Raw genomic sequence first — 21,288 nt, 5'->3', positions numbered from 1 at the left:
GCCCGTGAAACGCCAACTCCGCTCGATCTCGACCGTGGTCGTGCTCATGTTCGTCGCGCTCTTCGTGTCGACGACGAGCATCCAGTTCTTCTCGGCCCAGCAGCTCCGGGCCGACTCCCGGAACTCCCGGACGATCCTCGACAGCTACTCGACCAAGCGCGGGGCGATCCTGGTCGACGGCACCCCCATCGCCGAGTCGAAGCCCGTGGACGACCAGTACAACTACCAGCGCACCTACGCGAACGGCGACCTGTACAGCGCCGTGACCGGGTACTTCACCATCGGGCAGGGCGAGACCGGGGTCGAGAGCGCCGAGAACTCCTACCTCGCGGGCACGAGTTCCGACAGCTTCTTCAGCAACATCAACTCGATCCTCACCGGGCAGGACGTCCAGGGCGACGACGTCAACCTGACGATCGACCCGCAGGTGCAGCAGGCCGCGTTCGACGCACTCGGCTCGAACACCGGCGCGGTCGTCGCCATCGAGCCGAAGACCGGCAAGATCCTCGCCATGGTGTCGAAGGCGTCGTTCGACCCCAACACCCTCGCCGTGCACGACACGAAGCAGGTCCTGGCCCAGTACCACGCCCTCCTGTCCGCCGAGAGCCAGCCGCTGCAGAACCGCGCGATCGCCGGCGACCTGTACGCGCCGGGGTCCACGTTCAAGCTGATCGTCGCGTCCGCCGCCTTCGCGAGCGGTGACTACGACCTCGACTCGACACTGCCGAACCCGTCGACACTGACCCTGCCGGGCACGAGCCGCACGATCAACAACGCAGAAGGCGGGTCCTGCGGCGGTGGCAACACGGTCACCATCGCCGTCGCGATCCAGAACTCGTGCAACATCCCGTTCGCGGAGCTCGGCCAGAAGCTCGGCTACGACGCCATCAACGCGATGGCCAAGCAGTACGGCTTCGGCGACAGCATCCACGTGCCGATGGCGAGCACGCCGAGCCAGTACCCGCAGACCGACGGCACCGCCGAGCTCATGCGGAGTGCCTTCGGTCAGCAGAGCGTCCGGGTGACCCCGCTCCAGATGGCGATGGTGTCGGCCGGCATCGCGAACGGCGGCCGGGTGATGAGCCCCACGCTCATCGACAAGATCACGACGAGCGACCTGAAGACGGTGGTCCCGTTCCAGGCCAAGCAGTACGGCGACCCGATCTCGTCCGACGTCGCCTCCGACCTGACCAAGGCCATGGAGAGCGTCGTCGACAACGGCACCGGCACCAATGCGAGAATCGACGGGGTCGACGTGGCGGGCAAGACGGGCACCGCCGAGAACGGGACGGGCGATCCCTACACGCTCTGGTTCACCGGGTTCGCCCCCGCGAAGGACCCGCAGGTCGCCGTCGCCGTGGTCGTGGGGAACGGCGGCGGACTCGGACAACAGGGCGTGGGCAACACGGTCGCGGCTCCGATCGCGAAGAAAGTCATGGAGGCGGTGCTGAACAAATGAGACCCACCAGCGGACTCACCTTCGGTGGGCGGTACCAGCTCTCCTCCCGCGTCGCGATCGGCGGCATGGGCGAGGTGTGGCAGGCGACCGACCTCGTCATCGGTCGCACCGTCGCGCTCAAGATCCTCAAGGACGAGTACCTCGGCGACCCCGGGTTCCTCGAGCGCTTCCGCGCGGAGGCCCGACACGCGGCACTCGTCAACCACGAGGGCATCGCGAACGTCTTCGACTACGGCGAAGAGGACGGCAGCGCCTACCTCGTCATGGAACTCGTCCCCGGCGAGGCGCTCTCGACGCTGCTCGAGCGTGAGCACACACTCCCCGTCGACAAGGTCCTCGACATCGTCGCGCAGACGGCCAACGCCCTGCAGGCCGCGCACGCGGTCGGGCTGGTGCACCGGGACATCAAGCCCGGCAACCTCCTGATCACCCCGGACGGCCGGGTGAAGATCACGGACTTCGGCATCGCGCGCATCGCCGATCAGGTCCCCCTGACCGCGACGGGTCAGGTGATGGGCACCGTGCAGTACCTGTCGCCGGAGCAGGCGAGCGGTCACCCGGCGTCGCCCTCGACGGACATCTACTCGCTCGGGATCGTCGCCTACGAGTGCCTCGCGGGCAAGCGTCCGTTCACGGGTGAGTCCCAGGTCGCGATCGCGATGGCGCACATCAACGAGCAGCCCCCGGAGCTCCCGGCGTCGATCCCCGAGCCCGTGCGCGATCTGGTGATGTCCTGCATCGCGAAGAAGCCCGCCGACCGCCCGGCGACCGCGGCGAACCTCGCACGCGCGGCGCAGGCACTCCGACGTGGTGACGTCGCCGCGGCCACCGTTGCCGTGCCGGCGCTCGGCGCAGCCACGGTCGCCTTCAACCCGCCGGTCGGCAACGACGACGCCACGAGCATCATCGGGACCCAGGCCACCCAGCGACTCGCTCCGACGCCGGGGCCGGCCGTGCCCAGGGGCCCCGGCACCCCGCCGACCCCCGACGACGACGGCCGGAAGCGCCGGCCCTGGTTGTGGCCCCTCATCGTCCTCGGGGCGCTCCTCGTCGCGGCGCTCGTCATCGGCGGCATCGTGTTCGCGAACCGCGGCAACCAGCAGGACCCGAGCGCGTCGGAGACCCCATCGCACGCGTCCACGCCGAAGCGGTCCGAGCCGAGCGACAGCCCGAGCTCCACGCCGACCACCGCGCAGCCCCAGACCGTCACGGTGAACGAGGGCGACTACACGGGCAAGAACGTCGACGACGTGGCGGCCGCGCTGCGCGCCGAAGGGTTCACCGTCAAGGTCGTCACCGGCGATCCGGCGTCGAGCACGACGCCGGAGAACACGGTGCAGTCCATCGACCCCACCGGCAACCTGCCGTACGGCTCCACCATCACCGTCAAGGCCTACGGGCCCATGCCGTCGGCGCCGACCCCGTCCACGGCCACCGCCTCGCCGATCTCGTCGGACGGCACCTTCACGGCGACCTGGCCGGCGTACACGCAGTGCCCGACCGGCTACAGCCTCACCGGGTACTCGTACACGATCCAGAACGGCACGGACGGCTCCGGGGCGTCCTCGGGTGCGACCCGCGGCACGTCGGTCCGCGTCTCCGCCGGCTCGCCCGGAACGGTGTCCCTCACCTACACCGTCAACTGCGGGGACCTGCAGTCGGGCTCGTCCCAGCCGCTCACCGTGCAGTACCAGCCGGCTGCGACGAGCACGCCCACACCGAGCTCCGCCGGGACCCCGGGTACCCCCGGCACCTCGAACGACGACGCGAACAGCGTGCTCGATGAGATCGCGAACCGGGTCGGTCTGCACCGCTGATGACCTTCCGATAACGGTTCGCCACCGGGTCGCCCGCGCCAGCGATCCGTCAGGAACCCCTGCCGTACACTGATCGCGACGGACACTCGGAGGACACGTGGCAGAAGGTGTGACCGCGGGGATCTCCCTCCTCGCCGGCCGGTACGAGATCGGCGACACGATCGGCCGGGGCGGCATGGCGACGGTCCACATCGGCAACGACACCCGGCTCGGTCGTCGGGTCGCGGTCAAGCTCCTCAAGCCGAGCCTGGCGAACGACCCCTCGTTCCGCACGCGCTTCCGGCAAGAGGCCCAGGCCGCCGCGCGCATGGCCCACCCGACCATCGTCCGCGTGTACGACGCCGGTGAGGAAACGGTGACCGAGCCCTCCGGCGCCGAGGTCCAGGTGCCGTACATCGTCATGGAGTTCGTCGAGGGCCGTCCGCTCAGCGACATCCTCACCGACGGCCCGCTCGCTCCGGACGAGGCCGTCCGCATCACCGAGGGCATCCTCACCGCGCTCGAGTACAGCCACCGTGCGGGTGTCGTGCACCGGGACATCAAGCCCGCGAACGTCATGGTGACGCACTCCGGCCAGGTCAAGGTCATGGACTTCGGGATCGCGCGGGCCATCACCGACACCTCGGCGACCGTGGCCCAGACGACCGCGATCCTCGGAACCGCCTCGTACTTCTCCCCCGAGCAGGCCCGCGGCGAGACCGTCGACGCCCGCACCGACCTGTACTCGACGGGCATCGTCCTGTTCGAGCTGCTCACCGGTCGTCCGCCGTTCCGCGGGGACTCGCCCGTGGCGGTCGCGTACCAGCACGTCAGCGAGCAGCCCGCCGCTCCGAGCACCGTGAACCCAGCCGTGTCGCCCGCACTCGACGCGGTCACGCTGCGCGCCCTCGCGAAGGACCGGTCGCAGCGGTTCCAGAGCGCCGCGGAGTTCCGCCGTGACCTCCAGCAGGCCGCGTCCGGGCACGTCCCCGCGACGCGTCGGCTACCGGCCGCCGCCGACGCCTCGACCGTCCTGTTCGGCGTCGACCCCCGGACCTCCGACAGCGCCGACGCGGCCTTCCGCGAGCTCGACGACCCCGATGACGCCCGCCCGCAGCGGACGCAGAGCCGACCGCCCGTGGCGTGGATCTGGCTCGGCGTCATCGTCATCGCAGCCGTCGTGATCGCCGTCGTCTGGTGGGTCGCGAACCTCCAGCCATCCACGTCGTCCGTGTCCTCGTCGGTGTCCGTGCCGAACGTGGCCGGCGCGACCTGGCAGACCGGGCAGAAGGCCCTGGAGAAGCGCCATCTCGTCGCCGTCCGCGTCGACAAGAACTCGACGTCGGTCCCGAAGGACACCATCATCCGCACCACGCCCGGCGCCGGCACGAACGTCGCGCCCCAGCAGAACATCCGGGTGGTGGTCTCGGCGGGCCCGGCGCAGGTCGCCGTACCGGACGTGACGAACCAGTCCCAGGACGCCGCCGAGACCACCCTGAAGTCGCAGGGCCTCAAGATCGGCAGCAGCAACTCGGGGTACTCGGCGACCGTGCCCGCAGGCACCGTCCTCAGCACCGACCCGGGCTCGGGCACGACCGTCAACAAGGGCTCGGTCGTGAACATCGTCGTCTCGAACGGCAAGATCCAGCTGCCCGACGTCACGAAGCAGCCCTTCTCGACGGCGAACGCGACACTCGCCGGCCTCGGGCTCACCGTGCAGCCGCAGCCGGACTACACCTGCACGGGCAGCACCGTGACGCAGCAGTCGCTCCCGCCGGGCGATCAGCCGCAGGGCTCGACCGTGCAGCTGACGTACTGTGCCGCCTCCGCGCAGCCCACGCAGACATCGACGCCGGCACCCACCCAGAGCAGCGACTCCGGGAACGGCGACGACGACCACTGACGGCGCGTCGACCGTCCGGGGCGCCGCCTCCAGCGGACCGCGTGGTCCTCTCCAGATCGCGTGACCCTCATCCGAGATCGCGTGGCCCTCATCGGAGATCGCGTGACCCTCATCGGGCCGCGTGACCCGCAGGTCGCCCGCGGGTCACTCTCAGCGGTCCGCGCGTCGCCCTCAGCGGTCCGTCGAGGGCGACGTGATGAGCGGACCGAGTCCGTCCGCGGCCGTGGCGGCACCCGCGAGCCCGGTCAGCTCGAGCCAGTTCCCCACCATGCGGTACCCGCCCTCGGTCAGGACGGACTCCGGGTGGAACTGCACGCCGAACACCGGAGCCTCCCGGTGCTGGACTCCCATGATCACACCCCCGGTCGTCCGCGCGGTGACCTCGAGTTCGTCGGGCACCGTGCCGTCGACCACCGCGAGCGAGTGGTACCGGGTCGCCGTGAACGGCTGCGGAACGCCGACGAACAGCGGGCTGTCGTCGTGCATCACGCTCGACGTCTTGCCGTGCATGAGTTCCTCGGCGTGGGTCACCGTGGCCCCGAGTGCCTCCGCGATGGCCTGGTGTCCGAGGCACACCCCGAGCAACGGCACGTCGGCACCGATCGCAGCATGCACGGCGGGGATCGAGACACCGGCGGCGGCGGGAGCGCCGGGCCCCGGCGACAGCAGGACGCCGTCGTACTCGGCGATGCGGTCGGCGATGGCGTCCGCATCGATCGCGTCGTTGCGGACCACGTCGGTCTCGGCACCGAGCTGTTGCACGTAGCCGTTGAGCGTGTAGACGAAGCTGTCGTAGTTGTCCACGACCAGGATCCGGCTCATCGGTGGCCGACCGTCACGTCGGGGGTGGGGATCAGCTCCTGCACCCAGGGGAACACCCACAGGTCGAGGACGGCGAGGACGATCGCGACGAGGACCAGGACCTCGACGATCCGTACCCACACCGGACCGGGCAGGACCCGCCAGAGCGCACCGTACATGTGGTCTCCTAACCCTTGACCTCGGACGCGATGGCCGTCGGCGCTCCCGCGGACCGTGGCTGCCACGAATCGAACACACTGAAGGCGACGATGCGCTCCTGCGCCGAGTACATCGGGTTGCAGCTCGTCATCGTCATGATCCGGTCCTTCGTCGCGACGCCGACGTCGTCGGGGTCCTGGTCGAGGACCGTCACCTGCGTCGGCGGCACGTACTCCAGGTTGCGGAACGTGTAGGTGTAGAAGCCGTCCGCGGTCTCGAGGTAGATCTTGTCGCCGACCTGGAGGTTCGCGATCTGGTTGAACGGGGCGCCGTGCGTCGTGCGGTGACCGGCGACGGCGAAGTTCCCGACCTGCCCGGGCATCTGGGTGTGGTCGTAGTGCCCGATGCCGATCGTGTCGAGTGTGCCCGCCGTGGTCGTGCCGCCGGCCATGGGGACGGCGTAGGTCGCACTGAACCGGGGCACGTACATGACGCCGAACACCTTGGTGTTGCCGGGCTGCGCGCTGACCTTCGGCGGACCGTACCCCTGCGTGGGGGTGGGCGCTGGCGTCGAGATCGCGCCGAGCGACTTGCTGAACTGCTGGGCCTGGTGTTCGTGCTGCTTGGCGACGACCAGGTCGTTGAACCACTGCTGCCAGGCGATGAACAGGAGGACGAGCACACCCGCCGTGATGAGCAGGTCGCCCAGGACACCGAGGACGGTCACGTGGCCTCGGCGTCGACGACGGCCGCCCGCGTCCGGGGACGGGGCGTGAGCGTCGCCCTCGACGGGCACCTCGGTCACGGTCATGTGGTTCGTCCCCCGTCCGACAGCCCACCCACCCGAGCGGGTGGCAGATGTGTTGACGGTAGGATACCGGCCATGGCCAAGCAGAAGGACCGTACGAAGCCCGCCCGGCAGGCCCGAGCCGACTCGGTCGACACTGCCGGCGGTGCACCGAACCCGGTGTGGTTCAAGCCGGTCATGTTCGGCTTCATGCTCGTCGGCCTCGCCTGGGTCATCGTGTTCTACGTCTCGCAGGGAACGCTCCCCGTGCCGACGCTCGGGTCGCTCAACATCCTGATCGGCTTCGGGATCATGTTCATCGGGTTCCTCATGACGACGAAGTGGCGCTGAGGCGAACACGATCTGTCCGCCGGGTGACGGCGGAGCCTAGTGGACTTACACAGCTGTGATTATCCCCAATGTGGACATGGCTGTGGATAACTCATCCCCCTCTTCGGGGGGAGGCGGAAGGCCCGCGGACCGGACGGTCCGCGGGCCTTCGTGTGTCGAACCTCCCGACGGTGCTCACGTGTACACGGCGTAGGCCGCTGCGGCGATGGCGACCGCGACGACGGCCTCGGCGACGAGCAGGGTGATCTGGAGCCCACGCCGTCGGACATTGCGGGTCCGGGTGAAGATGAACCCCGTCACGAACCCCGCGACGACGCCGCCGACGTGCGCCTGCCATGCGACGCCGGCGACCAGGAACCCGATCACCAGGTTGAGCCCGATGATGACCAGGATCTGGACCGCGTTGCCGCCGAGACTCCGCTGGAGCACGAAGAACACCGCGAACAGTCCGAAGATCGCCCCGGAGGCGCCGATCACCGTGGTCTGCGGCGCCAGCACCGTCACCGCCACCGAACCGACGAGACCGCTGATGAAGTACAGCGCCACGAACCGCCAGGTCCCGAGCATCTGCTCGAGCATGCGGCCGAAGATCCACACGGCCCACATGTTGAACAGGATGTGCAGGAAGCTGCCGTGCACGAACATCGTCGTGATCAACCGCCACGGCTGCGTCGGCAGCCAGTACGGGTTGTAGTCGAGCGCGGCGGTGACCGGCCCGTTCGTCCCGCCGGTCAGCATCTGCAGCAGCCAGATGGCGACGCTGACGACGACGATGACCGTCGTCGCTTTCTGGTCGATCATGCCGAAGCGACGCCGTGCCACCGTGAACGTGCTCGGGCCGACGGTCCGGCGGTTCGACGAGAACTGCGCGCGCTGCTCACGCACGCACTCGGGGCAGTGCACCCCGACGGCGGCCGGCGTCTGGCACTCGGTGCAGATCGTCCGCCCGCAGCGCTGACACAGGATGAAGCTCTGCCGGTCCGGGTGCCGGTAGCAGAAGTTCGCTCGGTCTTGGGAGAAGTCGGTCACTACGCCCCGGCGCCAGCGGAGTCGGTCACGTCGATGCTCTGGATGACGACGTCCTCACGCGGCTTGTCGCGGCCGTCGGTGGGCACGGCCTCGATCGCGTCGACGACCGCGCGCGACTCGTCGTCGGCGACCTCACCGAAGATCGTGTGCTTGCCCTGCAGCCACGGGGTGGCGACGGTCGTGATGAAGAACTGCGAGCCGTTGGTGCCGCGGCCACCCTGGGTGCCGGCGTTCGCCATCGCCAGGATGTACGGCTGCTGGAACGTGAGCTCCGGGTGGATCTCGTCGTCGAACCGGTAGCCCGGGCCGCCGATGCCCTGGCCGAGCGGGTCGCCGCCCTGGATCATGAAGTCCTTGATGATGCGGTGGAACACGACGCCGTCGTACAGCTTGTCCGTCGACACCTTGCCGGTACCCGGGTGCGTCCACTCCTGCGTGCCCGTGGCGAGTCCGACGAAGTTCGCGACCGTCTTGGGTGCGTGGTTGCCGAAGAGGTTGACGCGGATGTCGCCGAGGTTGGTGTGGATGGTTGCAACAGCGGTGTGCGAAGACATGTTGCCATTCTCGCATGCGCTCCCGGGTCGTTCATGGTACTTCCAGACGAGGCACCGTGACCTGCCAGGGTCTCCGGTGGCAGGATGGGCATCTCACCGCCCGATCCGATGGAGGTAGCTCATGACCATGGAACTCTCCCGCAAGCGCAAGAAGCAGATCAAGAAGCTCAAGGGTCAGACGACCACCCTCCTCGGCGAGCAGCGCAAGGTCCTCGAGCACGCGAACGCCATCCTGGCCGAGGCCCGACTGCACGCTGCCGACGCCGCTCGCAACGACCTCGGCCCCCGCGTCAAGGACGCCATCGACAACGGGGTCAAGCCCGCTGTCGCCACCGGCGTGCACGCGGCGACGTCCGCGGCGACCGCCACCAAGACCCGGTTGACCACCGAGGTCGTCCCGAGCCTCGTGTCGACCCTCGGGTCCGCGATGAGCGTCGTGGACCTGGCCAAGGACCCGAAGGTGAGCAAGATCGTCGCCGACGCCACCAAGAAGGCGGCCAAGGCCTCGAAGAAGGGCCGCAAGGCCGCCAAGACGGTGGTCAAGGCCGCGCCCAAGCAGAAGAGCGGACTCGGCTTCGGCGGCGTCGCGCTCATCGTCGTCGGTGCCGTCGCCGTCATCGGAGCCGCGTACGCGGCGTACCAGACCCTCCGTGCCGACGACGACCTGTGGGTCGCCGACGACGCGGACGCGGCGGACAAGCCCGCCGCCTGATCGGATCGCACCACACGAACGGCCCGTGCCACTCGGCGCGGGCCGTTCGTCATGCCGGGAGGGCCATCTCACCCGGCGTCGCCGGCAGCCCTCCGCCGAGATCGCAGCAGATGTCGTTTCGGCGCGGTCCGAAGCGGCACCTCCTGCGATCTCACGCAAGAGGAGGACCGGAAGGGACGCCCGGACCGAAGGCACTGGGCCGGCGCCGCGCGCCGAGCGCCGAGCACGGAGCGCTCAGGCACGCCCCGCGACGTCGCCCCGCAGGGGCGGCGGCGCGCATGAAGCACTGAACCAGCGGGCTGCGAAGGCGCGAAGCGCCGAGCAGCCCAGACAGCTGGTGGAGCCTAGGGGAATCGAACCCCTAACCCCCGCCTTGCAAAGGCGGTGCTCTGCCAATTGAGCTAAGGCCCCGGATGGTCGGCCATGCTACCGGAGGAGCAGCCGACGGGTCATACGGGCTCGGTGGTGCAGTCACGATGACGGCGAACCGTCGGAGTGGGGCTACTAGGACTTGAACCTAGGACCTCTTCGTTATCAGCGAAGCGCTCTAACCGCCTGAGCTATAGCCCCGAGACCGGATGAAAGCCTACATGACGCGCGCCGCGGGCGCGAATCGGGTGGGGCCTCCAGACCGGTGATCCGGGTCAGTTGTTGGTGAACCCGACGAGCAGACCACCGGTGATCCGCACGCTGAGGTTGTACAGCACGCTCACGATCGCGCCGAGTACCGTGCCGACGACCACGTTGAGGATCCCGACGACGATCGAGAACCCCATGACCTGGCCCAGCGAGAACTGGTCCATGATCGAGTAGTTGTTCTTGCCCGTGACGTCCTGCAGCAGCTTGTCGATCTGGGTGAACACACCCGTCTGGTTCAGGATGATCCAGACGAGCATGGTCGCCACGACGATCACGATGCTGCCGGCCAGCGCGATGAGGAACGACAGCTTCACGCACGACCAGAAGTCGAGGTACACCAGGCGCAGCCGGACCTGCTTGGTGCCGACGGGTCGCTTCGTCTTGCGCTGGAGCTTCTCGGCGACACTACTCATTCGTTGACTGGTCCTCTCCGGCCTGCGGGTCGGCGGGCTCGTCCGTTGCCTCGGCGGGGCTCACTGCTTCGACCGGGCCCGCGGGTTCGATCTCGGCGTCGGCCTGGTCGTCCAGGTTCCGTTCACTGTTCCGGGCCACTGCGATGATCCGGTCGTCGTCGGCGAAGCGTGCGAACACGACGCCCATGGTGTCGCGCCCCTTGGCAGGGACCTCGGCCACGGCAGACCTTACCACCTTGCCGGAAGCCAGCACGACGAGCACCTCGTCGTCCCCGCTGACGATGAGACCGCCGACCAGGTCACCCCGGTCGACCGCGAGCTTGGCCACCTTGATGCCGAGACCACCGCGCCCCTGCACGCGGTACTGGTCCACGGCGGTGCGCTTGGCGTAGCCGCCCTCCGTCATCACGAACACGAATCCCTCGTCGTGCGCGACCGACGCGGACAGCAGCGAGTCGTCCCCACGGAAGGTCATGCCCTTGACGCCGGACGTCGAGCGGCCCATCGGACGCAGGGCGTCGTTCGTCGCGGTGAACCGGAGCGACATGCCGTGCCGCGAGACCAGGAGGAGGTCGTCGGACTCGTCCACCAGGAGTGCGGAGACGAGTGCGTCACCCTCGCGGAGATTGATCGCGATGATCCCGCCGGTGCGGTTCGTGTCGTACTCGGTGAGCGCGGTCTTCTTGACCAGGCCGTCGCGGGTCGCCAACACGAGGTACTGGGCTGCCTCGTAGTCGCGGATGTCGAGGACCTGCGAGATCTGCTCGTCCGGCTGCATGGCGAGCAGGTTGGCGACGTGCTGGCCCTTGGCGTCGCGCCCGGCCTCCTGGAGTTCGTACGCCTTGGCGCGGTAGACGCGACCCTTGTCGGTCAGGAACAGCAGCCAGTGGTGCGTCGTCGTGACGAAGAAGTGGTCGACGACGTCGTCCGCTCGGAGCTGGGCGCCCTTGACGCCCTTGCCGCCGCGGTGCTGGGACCGGTAGTTGTCGCTGCGCGTGCGCTTGACGTAGCCACCACGCGTGATGGTGACGACCATCTCCTCCTCGGGGATGAGGTCCTCGACGCTCATGTCGCCGTCGAACCCGAACATCACCTCGGTGCGGCGGTCGTCGCCGAACTTGGCGACGATCTCGTCGAGCTCCTCGCCGATGATCACGCGCTGGCGCTCGGGACGCGCGAGGATGTCCTGGTAGTCCGCGATGAGGCGCTCGAGCTCCTCGGCCTCCTCGTGGATCCGCTGTCGCTCGAGAGCGGCGAGACGACGGAGCTGCAGGTCGAGGATCGCGCGTGCCTGGACCTCGTCGACCGACAGCAGCGCCATGAGGCCGTCCCGGGCCTCCTCGACCGTCGGCGACCGGCGGATGAGCGCGATGACCTCGTCGAGCGCGTCGAGGGCGGCGAGGTACCCGCGGAGGATGTGCGCCCGCTCCTCCGCCTTGCGGAGCCGGAAGCGGGTCCGCCGGACGATGACCTCGACCTGGTGGTCGACCCACGCCGAGATGAAGCCGTCGAGCGCGAGCGTGCGCGGGACACCGTCGACGATCGCGAGCATGTTCGCGCCGAAGTTCTCCTGCAGCTGCGTGTGCTTGTACAGGTTGTTGAGCACGACCTTGGCGACCGCGTCGCGCTTGAGGACGATCACGAGCCGCTGTCCCGTGCGGCCGGAGGTCTCGTCGCGGATGTCCGCGATGCCCGCCAGGCGGCCGTCCTTGACGAGTTCCGCGATCTTGACCGCGAGGTTGTCCGGGTTCACCTGGTACGGCAGCTCGGTCACGACGAGGCAGGTCCGACCCTGGATCTCCTCGACGTTGACGACCGCGCGCATGGTGATCGAACCGCGGCCCGTGCGGTAGGCGTCCTGGATCCCGCGGACGCCGAGGATCTGCGCGCCGGTCGGGAAGTCCGGGCCCTTGATCCGCTGCATGAGCGCCTCGAGGAGCTCCTCACGCGTCGCGTCCGGGTGTTCGAGCGCCCACTTCGCGCCCTCGGCGACCTCACGCAGGTTGTGCGGCGGGATGTTCGTGGCCATGCCGACCGCGATGCCGACCGACCCGTTGACGAGCAGGTTCGGGAAGCGCGACGGCAGGATCGACGGTTCCTGCGTGCGGCCGTCGTAGTTGTCCTGGAAGTCGACGGTGTCTTCCTCGATGTCCCGCACCATCTCGAGCGCGAGCGGAGCCATCTTCGTCTCGGTGTACCGCGGGGCGGCGGCACCGTCGTTGCCGGGGGACCCGAAGTTGCCCTGGCCGAGCGCGAGCGGGTACCGGAGGCTCCACGGCTGCACCAGGCGGACGAGGGCGTCGTAGATGGCGGAGTCGCCGTGCGGGTGGAACTGCCCCATGACGTCGCCGACCACGCGCGAGCACTTGGAGAAGGCGCGGTCCGGGCGGTACCCGCCGTCGTACATCGCGTAGAGGACGCGCCGGTGCACGGGCTTGAGGCCGTCACGGACCTCCGGGAGCGCACGCCCGACGATGACGCTCATGGCGTAGTCGAGGTAGGACCGCTGCATCTCGAGCTGGAGGTCGACCTGCGAGATGCGGTCGCCCGAGAGCACGATGTCGCCGGCGTCGCCGTGCACGACCTCGGGCTCGTCGCCGCCGTTGTCGTTGTCGTCAGCCATGTGCTGCCTCTCTCATCGGCCGGGAGGCCGTGGTTCCGTCCTGCTCGGGCGTCGCGCCGGCAGGTGGTCGGGGCGCGCGGGGCGCGCGGTGCCTCAGATGTCCAGGAAGCGGACGTCCTTGGCGTTCTGCTGGATGAACTGACGACGCGACTCGACGTCCTCGCCCATGAGGGTGGCGAACACGCCGTCGACCGCGGCGGCGTCCTCGAGGGTGACCTGGAGCAACGTGCGGGTGTCCGGGTTCATCGTCGTGTCCCAGAGCTCCTTGTAGTCCATCTCGCCGAGGCCCTTGTAGCGCTGGATCCCGTTGTCCTTGGGGATCCGCTTGCCCGCCGCGAGACCGGCCTGCAGCAGGACGTCGCGCTCGCGGTCACTGAACACGTACTCGTGGGCCGAGTTCGACCACTTGAGTCGGTAGAGCGGGGGCTGCGCGAGGTACACGTAGCCACGTTCGATGAGCGGACGCATGTAGCGGAACAGGAGCGTCAGCAGCAGCGTGGTGATGTGCTGGCCGTCGACGTCGGCATCGGCCATGAGCACGATCTTGTGGTACCGCGCCTTGTCCGGGTCGAAGTCCTCGCCGATGCCGGCACCGAACGCCGTGATCATCGACTGGATCTCCTGGTTCGCCAGCGCGCGGTCGAGTCGGGCCTTCTCGACGTTGAGGATCTTGCCGCGCAGCGGGAGGATCGCCTGGGTGAGCGGGTTGCGCCCCTGCACCGCTGATCCGCCGGCCGAGTCGCCCTCGACCATGAAGATCTCGCTGACCGTCGGGTCCTTGGACTGGCAGTCCTTGAGCTTGCCCGGCATCCCGCCGGATTCGAGCAGGCCCTTGCGCCGCGTGGTCTCGCGCGCCTTCCGCGCCGCCATGCGCGCCTGGGAGGCCTGGATCGCCTTGCGGACGACGTCGCGCGCCTGCGTCGGGTTGCGCTCGAGCCAGTCGCCGAGTTCCTGACCGACGACACGCTGGACGAACGACTTCGCCTCGGTGTTGCCGAGCTTCGTCTTGGTCTGTCCTTCGAACTGCGGTTCGGCGAGCTTGACGGAGATGACGGCGGTCAACCCCTCGCGGATGTCGTCACCCGTGAGGTTGTCGTCCTTCTCCTTGATGATGTTCTTGTCGCGCGCGTACTTGTTGACGAGCGAGGTGAGCGCGGCGCGGAAGCCCTCTTCGTGGGTGCCGCCCTCGTGCGTGTTGATCGTGTTCGCGAAGGTGTGGACGCTCTCTTGGTACGAGGTGTTCCACTGCATGGCGAGCTCGAGCGAGATCTTCCGGTCGGTGTCCTCGGACTCGAGGGAGATCACGTCGGGGTGGATCACCTCGGCCTTCTTCGTGCTGACGAGGTGCTCGACGTAGTCGACGAGCCCGCGCTCGTAGTGGAAGACGTCCTTCCGTGCTTCTTCGCCCTCGTCGGGGACACGCTCGTCGTGGAGCGTGATCCGGAGCCCCTTGTTGAGGAACGCCATCTGCTGGAACCGCGTGCGCAGGGTCTCGTAGTCGAAGTCGACGGTCTCGAAGATGTCCGCGTTCGGCCAGAACGTGATCGTCGTGCCGGTGGTGTCGGTCTCCTCGTCCTGGGAGAGCGGCGCGACGGGCACGCCGTCGGTGTAGCTCTGCCGCCACACGTGGCCCTGTCGGCGCACCTCGACGTCGAGTTCCGAGCTCAGGGCGTTCACGACCGACGACCCGACACCGTGCAGGCCACCGGACACCGCGTACCCGCCGCCGCCGAACTTACCGCCGGCGTGCAGGACCGTCAGCACGAGCTGGACGGTCGAGATGCCCTCGTTCGGGTGGATGTCGACCGGGATGCCACGGCCGTTGTCGGTGACGCGCACGCCGCCGTCCTCGCGGATGACGATGTCGATCTGGTCGCAGTACCCCGCCAGGGCTTCGTCGACCGAGTTGTCGACGATCTCCTGGACGAGGTGGTGGAGCCCACGTGGTCCGGTGGAGCCGATGTACATGCCGGGGCGCTTGCGGACCGCTTCGAGGCCTTCGAGCACCTGGATCTGATCGGCACCGTACGCGTTGTCCTGAGGGGTGTCGCCAGATTCTGATGACATGGTCGTTGTGGCTCCTGCCCGCCTGCGATTCGGTCGTGCAGCACGGCGTGTCCGGCGTGCGCCAGCGCCCGCGTGCAACCCCACGAGTCTACCGCAGCAGGCCTGCTCCCGAGGGCTGAGACGCCGATCTGCGGGCCGATTCCGCTCCCAGAGGATTGATTTGTCGCCTCAACCGTAGGTATCGCGAGGGCCGCGCCCCTGGACCGATCTGAGACCGCGTTTCCAGGTCGGGGCGTCCGGGGCGAGAACGCGCACCGACTCGACCCCCGCCTCCGGGTAGCGCTCCGCGATCGTCGTCGTGATCTGCGCGCGCATGAGTCGGAGTTGTGTGGCCCAGGCGGTCGAGTCACACCGGATGAGCAGCGCGTGGTCGTCGATCGACACCGGCTCCGAGTGCGCCGCGAGCTCGGCGCCGACGACATGGGGCCACGCGGCGATCACCTCGGACTGCGCCAGGGGCTCGGTCCACCCGAGCTCGCTCGTCAGGTTCCCCACCACGTCGCCGAGCCCCCGCGGCTCGCGTCCGACGCCGTAGGGCTCCGAGTCCGCGGAGGCCTCGCGTCGACGACGCCGACGCGCGTCGACGGATCGCTTCGCGGGGTCACCGAACACCGCCTTCAGGTGGAGGTAGAACCGCGTCGGTTCGGTCGGCCGGTCCGGTCGTGGCACCGTCACACCTCCTGCGCGGCCGGACGGGAGGAACGGTGCGCGTCCGCCCCGTCGGTCCCGTCCGTCGATCCGGTCGCCGGGGTCCCCGTCTCGGCGACCGCCGCGGCGTCGTCCGGCGCGTCCACGATCCTCCCGGAGTCGATGTGCACCGTGTGCGCGGCGAGGACCGGCGGCACGTCACCGTGGACGGCCGCCGTGATGAGCACCTGCTCGTACCCGGACACCGCGTTCGCGAGTCGGCCGCGGCGGGTCTCGTCGAGTTCCGCGAACACGTCGTCGAGCACGATGATCGGATCGCCGAGGGACGACTCCGCGCGGAGCACGGCCGCGGCCGCGAGCTTGACCGCCAGTGCGAACGACCACGACTCGCCGTGACTGGCGTAGCCACGGGCCGGTAACCCGTTGAGCCGGAAGAGGACGTCGTCTCGGTGCGGACCGACGAGGGTCAGTCCGCGGTCGAGCTCGTCCCGGCGCCGACGGGCCAGGCCGGCTCGGAACCCGTCCGCCGCGGCGGCCACCGTCACGGGTTCGATCTCGCTCCCGAGCTCCTGCTCGGTCTCCGGGTCGCCGCCCCGGATGCTGAGGACGCCCGCGAGTGACGCCTCGTGGGCCGCACCCGCGACCGCCGCGTAGGCCTCGGCGACGAACGGTGCGAGTCGTCGGACCAGGTGGTCGCGCCCGGCGATGACCTCGGACCCGAGCGCGACGAGGCGGTCGTCCCAGACGTCCAGGGTCGACATCGCGGCGCCGCTGACACCCGAACCGCGCGCCGACTTGAGGAGCGTGTTCCGCTGGCGGAGCGTCCGGTCGTAGTCCGCGAGCACCCCCTGCATGCGCGGGGCGATGAGCACGAGGAGTTCGTCGAGCATCCGGCGCCGGCCGGCGGGCTCGCCGCGCACCAGGGCCAGGTCCTCGGGGGCGAACAACACGCTCGTGCAGTAGCGGGGGAGATCCCGGGGCTTGATGGGTGCCCGGTTCACCTGGGCGCGGTTCGAGCCGGTCCGGTTGATCTGCACCTCGGCGAGGATCGTGCGCTCCTCGTACGCGAGCCGTGCCCGGACGATCGCCGCGTCGCACCCCTGTCGCACGAGCGCGGCGTCGGTCGGGACCCGGTGCGAACCGAGGGTGGACAGGTACCCGATCGACTCGACGAGGTTGGTCTTGCCCTGTCCGTTCCGGCCCACGAACAGGTTCGGCCCGCGTGCGAGGTCGACGTCCGCCTCCCGGTAGTTCCGGAAGTCGGTCAGCTGGAGATGGTCGACGTGCACGCGGGCCGGACGAGCGAGGACCGCTAGGCCTTCTTGACGGCGTGGCCGCCGAACTGGTTGCGGAGGGCGGCGACCGCCTTCATCGTCGGCGACTCGCTGCCCTGACGGGACACGAAGCGCGCGAAGATCGAGGCGCTGATCGCGGGCATGGGCACGGCGTGCTCGATCGCTTCCTCCAGCGTCCAGCGACCCTCACCGGAGTCCTCGACGTAGCCCTCGAGGTCCTTGAGCGTGGGGTCCTCGTCGAGCGCGCGCACGAGCAGCTCGAGCAGCCAGGAACGCACGACCGTCCCGCGCTGCCATGCCCTGAAGGTCCCGGGGACGTCCTTGACCAGGTCCTTGGCCTCGAGGAGCTCGTAGCCCTCGCCGTACGCCTGCATGATCGCGTACTCGATGCCGTTGTGGACCATCTTCGTGTAGTGGCCGGCACCGACCGGACCGGCGTGGACCAGGCCCTCTTCGCGCGGACCCTCGGGGCGGAGCGCGTCGAGCACGGGCATCGCCGTCGCGACGTCCTCGTCCGCGCCACCGACCATGAGGCCGTAACCGTTGTCGAGGCCCCAGACACCACCGGACACACCGGCGTCCATGTAGCGGATGCCCTTGGCGTCGAGCTGCTTGGCGTGCACCTCGTCGTCGAGCCACTTCGAGTTGCCACCGTCGATGACGAGGTCGCCCGCGTCGAGGACGTCGGCGAGGCCCGAGATCACGTCGTCGGTGATCTTGCCGTGGGGGACCATGACCCACACGAGGCGCGGGCCGGGCAGAGCCGCCGCGAGGTCCGCGAGGCTGGCGACATCGGAGACGGCGGGGTTGGCGTCGTAACCGGTGACCTCGATCCCTGCGTTGCGCAGGCGGGCACGCATGTTGTTGCCCATCTTCCCGAGGCCGACAAGACCGATGTGCATGATTTCCCTTTTCTCGTTGAGTTCGCGCGACGCCCGGTGGTGCCCCGGCGTCAGCGCAGGAGGAGGTTGGGCTGGAGCAGGTACCGGTAGCCGTCCGCGGCCGCGTCCTCACGCGAGGTCTGTCCCGTGATGAGCACAGGCCCCGGCTTGTTCGGGTTCTCCGTCTTGGTGAAGGAGATGCGGACGAACTCGGAGTGCACCGCGTTCAACCCGTCCAGGAGGAACTGCGGCTTCAGCGAGACCACGGTGTCCTCTCCGGTCAACTGCGCGTCGATCGACTCTGATGCCTGCGCTTGTTCGGATCCGATCGCCTCGAGCGTGAGCCCGTCGACCGAGAAGGTGAATCGGAGCGCGGCTTCGCGCTCGAGGACGAGGGAGACGCGACGGACGGCCTCGACCAGTTCCGCGGTGTTGAGCACCGCGTGGTCGGGGACGGTGTCGGGGAACAGCCGGCGGACCGGCGGGTAGTTGCCCTTGATGAGCAGCGAGGTGACGGTCTTGTCGTCGGCACGGAACGCGATGAGTTCGCGGTCCTGGTTGCCGCTGATCGACACCGACACGGTGCTCGCTGATCCGAAGGTGCGTCCCACCTCCTGGAGGGTACGCGCGGGTACCAGGGCGTGCATCGGGTCAGCGCCGACGCGGCCGCTGTCCCATGCGATCGTCCGGACGGCGACCCGGTAGCGGTCCGTCGCGACGAGGGACAGGTCGGTGTCGCCGACCTCGAGCTGCACACCTGTGATGACGGGGGTGACGTCGTCACGGCTGGCGGCGACCGCCACCTGCGCGACGGCCTCGGAGAAGGCGTTGCCCGGGATGACGCCCGTCTGGGGACCGATCTCGGGCAGGGTCGGGTACTCGGCCACGGGCATGCTCAGGAGCGTGAAGTGTGCCGATCCGCACGTGACCGTGATCCGGGACTCGTCGGTGCTGAACACGACCGGCGCGTTCGGGAGGCGGCTGGCGATGTCAGCGAGGAGGCGCCCGGACACGAGCACGGTGCCGGGGTCGTCGATCTGCGCCGGGATGCGGGTCTGCGCACTGACCTCGTAGTCGAACGACGAGAGCGTCAGGTGGTCGTCCTCGGCGTGGATGAGCACACCCGACAGGATCGGGAGCGTCGTGCGCTGGGGGAGGAGCTTGACCGCGAAGGAGACCGCTTCGCTGAAGACGTCCCGGTTGACATGGAACTGCACAGCTGGGACCCCTGTCCTTCGGTTCGGTGACGGCGGCCCCCATTGTGGCACAGCGGGCGGGGGCGGGATCCGTGTCGTTCGGCCGCTGGGGACCGTCCACAAGGTTGGCCCCCTGAGAGAGATCGTTAACCAGGAGTAATGGTCTTAACGCTTGTGCACAGTGTGGATAACTCTGTTGATCGTTGTCAGGACGGGGAACTACAACCGTGTGACTTGTGAGCAGTGTGTGGAGCGGCCGTGGACGAGGAAACCTCGTCGGGAACTCCATCCCGACGACGTCCACAGCTGGGCCCTCGTCCATGAACAGGGGAGCGGCGTGTCATCCACAGTTATCCACACGTTGTGCACATCTTGTGGAGACCGGGCGGTCGTGCTCTCCGGAGGCGGCGTCGCGGCCGTCCCGCGGCCGTCCCGGAGCCGGACCGGGGGACGCATGGCGGGCCGCGGTGGGCCTCCCGGCCGGCGCGCGGAGGGGGGTACGAGGTCGACGTTGGCGGTGCTACTTGTAGCGGCGGTCCTGCTTGATGCGGCTCGTGAGCTCGGTCACCTGGTTGTAGATCGACCGACGTTCCTTCATGAGCTCGGTGATCTTCTTGTTCGCGTACATCACGGTCGTGTGGTCGCGGTTGCCGAACAGCTGCCCGATCTTGGGCAGGGACAGACTCGTCATCTCGCGGCAGAGGTACATCGCGATCTGCCGGGCGGTCGCGATCGCCTGGGAGCGGGAGGAGCCGTAGAGGTCGTCGACGGACAGTTTGAAGTAGTCCGCGGTGTGCGTGATGATGTCGACCGGTGCGATGACGTTGTCCTCGTCGAGCGTGATGAGGTCCTTGAGCACCGTCTGCACGAGTGCCATGTCGACCTCGGTCCGGTTCAGGCTCGCGAACGCGGTGACCCGGATGAGCGTCCCCTCGAGCTCGCGGATGTTGCTCGACACCTTGGACGCCATGAACTCGAGGATGTCGTCGCGCACCTGCAGGTGGTCGCTCTGCGCCTTCTTGCGGAGGATCGCGATGCGGGTCTCGAGGTCCGGTGCTTGGACGTCCGTGATCAGGCCCCACTCGAACCGGCTGCGCATGCGGTCCTCGAAGCCGGTCAGGTGCTTCGGCGGCAGGTCCGACGTGATGACGACCTGCTTGTTGTGGTCGTGCAGGGTGTTGAAGGTGTGGAAGAAGGCCTCTTGCGTGGAGTCCTTCCCCTGCAGGAACTGGATGTCGTCGATGAGCAGGATGTCGATGTCGCGGTAGCGCTGCTGGAACTGCGCGGAGCGGTTGTTCGCGATCGAGTTGATGAAGTCGTTGGTGAACTCCTCGCTCGAGACGTACCGGACGCGGATGCCCGGGTACAGGCTCTCGGCGTAGTGCCCGATGGCGTGGAGGAGGTGCGTCTTGCCCAGGCCGGAGTCGCCGTAGATGAACAGCGGGTTGTAGGCCTTCGCCGGGGCCTCGGCGACTGCGACGGCGGCGGCGTGTGCGAAGCGGTTGGAACCGCCGATGACGAAGTTGTCGAAGTTGTACTTCGGGTTGAGGCGCGAGTCCGGGCGGCCGGCGCTCGACGGGTTGTCCACCGGCGCGGGCACGAACGGGGCCTCGACGTACTGGCGCGGGGCCGTGCCCTGCTCCATCGGCGGGACGGGTGCCGATGCCGCGTACGCGGGGACCACCGGATCCGTGCGGGGTTCCGGGGTCAGTTCGGGGTTCACCGTGATCGCGAAGTTGGCGACCGAGTCGTCACCGAGGCGCGAGACGGCCTCGGTGATGGGGACCCGGATCCGCTGCTCGAGCATGCCCCGCGTCAGGTCGTTGGGGACCTCGAGGTAGAGCGTCCCGGCGAGCACGCCCTTCGGTTCGACCAGGTTGAGGAATCCGTGCAGCTGCGGGGTGATCCGGTCGTCGTCCTCGAGGAGTCCGAGCACCGAGGCCCAGAGGTCCTCGACGGGTGCCGGGATCGTCAT

General features: G+C 68.7%; 18 protein-coding genes and 2 tRNA genes. 5 read left to right on the top strand and 15 right to left on the bottom strand.

All coding sequences use genetic code 11. From position 1 onward, the window contains the following. Positions 1-4: 4 nt before the first annotated feature. From DEI93_RS00100 to pknB, 3 genes are all read left to right on the top strand, one after another. Positions 5-1,459 (top strand): peptidoglycan D,D-transpeptidase FtsI family protein, encoded by a 1,455-nt coding sequence (locus DEI93_RS00100; RefSeq protein ID WP_111011937.1) that lies wholly within the window; start codon positions 5-7, stop codon positions 1,457-1,459. Beyond that, complete coding sequence (locus DEI93_RS00095) at positions 1,456-3,276, top strand: protein kinase domain-containing protein (RefSeq protein WP_111119598.1); 1,821 nt, start codon at positions 1,456-1,458, stop codon at positions 3,274-3,276. The genes DEI93_RS00100 and DEI93_RS00095 overlap by 4 nt, the downstream gene beginning before the upstream one ends. Positions 3,277-3,373: 97 nt before the next feature. Then, positions 3,374-5,158 carry a Stk1 family PASTA domain-containing Ser/Thr kinase gene (pknB, locus tag DEI93_RS00090; RefSeq protein ID WP_258372221.1) on the top strand — a complete coding sequence of 595 codons (1,785 nt, stop codon included), beginning with the start codon at positions 3,374-3,376 and terminating at the stop codon, positions 5,156-5,158. A 171-nt stretch (positions 5,159-5,329) separates the two neighbouring features. Here the strand turns inward: pknB and DEI93_RS00085 are convergent, their stop codons facing one another. The 3 genes from DEI93_RS00085 to DEI93_RS00075 are packed head-to-tail and all read right to left on the bottom strand — an operon-like array spanning position 5,330 to position 6,929. After that, positions 5,330-5,980, bottom strand: a complete 651-nt coding sequence (locus DEI93_RS00085; RefSeq protein ID WP_111011934.1) for an anthranilate synthase component II — start codon at positions 5,978-5,980, stop codon at positions 5,330-5,332. Continuing rightward, a complete protein-coding gene (locus DEI93_RS00080) occupies positions 5,977-6,138 on the bottom strand; it encodes a hypothetical protein (RefSeq protein WP_181434571.1) in 162 nt (53 codons plus the stop codon). The genes DEI93_RS00085 and DEI93_RS00080 overlap by 4 nt, the downstream gene beginning before the upstream one ends. Before the next feature lie 8 nt (positions 6,139-6,146). Then, the gene (locus tag DEI93_RS00075; protein WP_111119600.1) at positions 6,147-6,929 is read right to left on the bottom strand and encodes a class E sortase; all 783 of its coding nucleotides are present in this window, start codon (positions 6,927-6,929) and stop codon (positions 6,147-6,149) included. A 72-nt stretch (positions 6,930-7,001) separates the two neighbouring features. Here DEI93_RS00075 and DEI93_RS00070 point away from each other — a divergent pair, with 72 nt between their 5' ends. Beyond that, complete coding sequence (locus tag DEI93_RS00070) at positions 7,002-7,256, top strand: cell division protein CrgA (protein WP_111010790.1); 255 nt, start codon at positions 7,002-7,004, stop codon at positions 7,254-7,256. A 174-nt stretch (positions 7,257-7,430) separates the two neighbouring features. Here the strand turns inward: DEI93_RS00070 and DEI93_RS00065 are convergent, their stop codons facing one another. Then, positions 7,431-8,285: a rhomboid family intramembrane serine protease gene (locus DEI93_RS00065; RefSeq protein ID WP_111011932.1), complete on the bottom strand. Its 855-nt coding sequence runs from the start codon at positions 8,283-8,285 to the stop codon at positions 7,431-7,433. Then, positions 8,285-8,839, bottom strand: a complete 555-nt coding sequence (locus DEI93_RS00060) for a peptidylprolyl isomerase (protein WP_111010788.1) — start codon at positions 8,837-8,839, stop codon at positions 8,285-8,287. The genes DEI93_RS00065 and DEI93_RS00060 overlap by 1 nt, the downstream gene beginning before the upstream one ends. Positions 8,840-8,960: 121 nt before the next feature. Between DEI93_RS00060 and DEI93_RS00055 the strand changes: the two genes are divergently transcribed. Beyond that, positions 8,961-9,551, top strand: a complete 591-nt coding sequence (locus DEI93_RS00055) for a hypothetical protein (protein WP_111119601.1) — start codon at positions 8,961-8,963, stop codon at positions 9,549-9,551. 335 nt (positions 9,552-9,886) lie between these two features. Here DEI93_RS00055 and DEI93_RS00050 read toward each other — a convergent pair. The 10 genes from DEI93_RS00050 to dnaA all read right to left on the bottom strand — a co-directional run bounded on the left by DEI93_RS00050 (position 9,887) and on the right by dnaA (position 21,288). Beyond that, positions 9,887-9,962, bottom strand: a tRNA-Ala gene (locus DEI93_RS00050). An 85-nt stretch (positions 9,963-10,047) separates the two neighbouring features. Next, positions 10,048-10,121: transfer RNA gene (locus tag DEI93_RS00045), tRNA-Ile, on the bottom strand. Positions 10,122-10,195: 74 nt separating this feature from the next. Next, positions 10,196-10,603, bottom strand: a complete 408-nt coding sequence (locus DEI93_RS00040; RefSeq protein ID WP_111010786.1) for a DUF3566 domain-containing protein — start codon at positions 10,601-10,603, stop codon at positions 10,196-10,198. Next, complete coding sequence (gene gyrA, locus DEI93_RS00035) at positions 10,596-13,226, bottom strand: DNA gyrase subunit A (protein ID WP_111026528.1); 2,631 nt, start codon at positions 13,224-13,226, stop codon at positions 10,596-10,598. The genes DEI93_RS00040 and gyrA overlap by 8 nt, the downstream gene beginning before the upstream one ends. Positions 13,227-13,319: 93 nt before the next feature. After that, a complete protein-coding gene (gene gyrB / locus DEI93_RS00030; protein ID WP_111119602.1) occupies positions 13,320-15,293 on the bottom strand; it encodes a DNA topoisomerase (ATP-hydrolyzing) subunit B in 1,974 nt (657 codons plus the stop codon). A gap of 168 nt (positions 15,294-15,461) precedes the next feature. Then, positions 15,462-15,962 carry a DciA family protein gene (locus DEI93_RS00025; protein WP_111010819.1) on the bottom strand — a complete coding sequence of 167 codons (501 nt, stop codon included), beginning with the start codon at positions 15,960-15,962 and terminating at the stop codon, positions 15,462-15,464. Between the two features lie 2 nt (positions 15,963-15,964). Then, positions 15,965-17,230: a DNA replication/repair protein RecF gene (recF, locus tag DEI93_RS00020; protein WP_111119603.1), complete on the bottom strand. Its 1,266-nt coding sequence runs from the start codon at positions 17,228-17,230 to the stop codon at positions 15,965-15,967. Positions 17,231-17,253: 23 nt separating this feature from the next. After that, a complete protein-coding gene (gnd, locus tag DEI93_RS00015) occupies positions 17,254-18,138 on the bottom strand; it encodes a phosphogluconate dehydrogenase (NAD(+)-dependent, decarboxylating) (protein WP_111119604.1) in 885 nt (294 codons plus the stop codon). Positions 18,139-18,188: 50 nt separating this feature from the next. Beyond that, positions 18,189-19,334 (bottom strand): DNA polymerase III subunit beta, encoded by a 1,146-nt coding sequence (gene dnaN / locus DEI93_RS00010; protein ID WP_111119605.1) that lies wholly within the window; start codon positions 19,332-19,334, stop codon positions 18,189-18,191. A gap of 499 nt (positions 19,335-19,833) precedes the next feature. Next, positions 19,834-21,288, bottom strand: a complete 1,455-nt coding sequence (dnaA, locus tag DEI93_RS00005) for a chromosomal replication initiator protein DnaA (protein WP_111010780.1) — start codon at positions 21,286-21,288, stop codon at positions 19,834-19,836.

It is taken from the genome of Curtobacterium sp. MCBD17_035 (genome assembly GCF_003234815.2).
Taxonomy (GTDB): domain Bacteria; phylum Actinomycetota; class Actinomycetes; order Actinomycetales; family Microbacteriaceae; genus Curtobacterium.
Note: the sequence above shows the minus strand (reverse complement) of the source record. Positions and strands in the feature narration are given on the sequence as shown.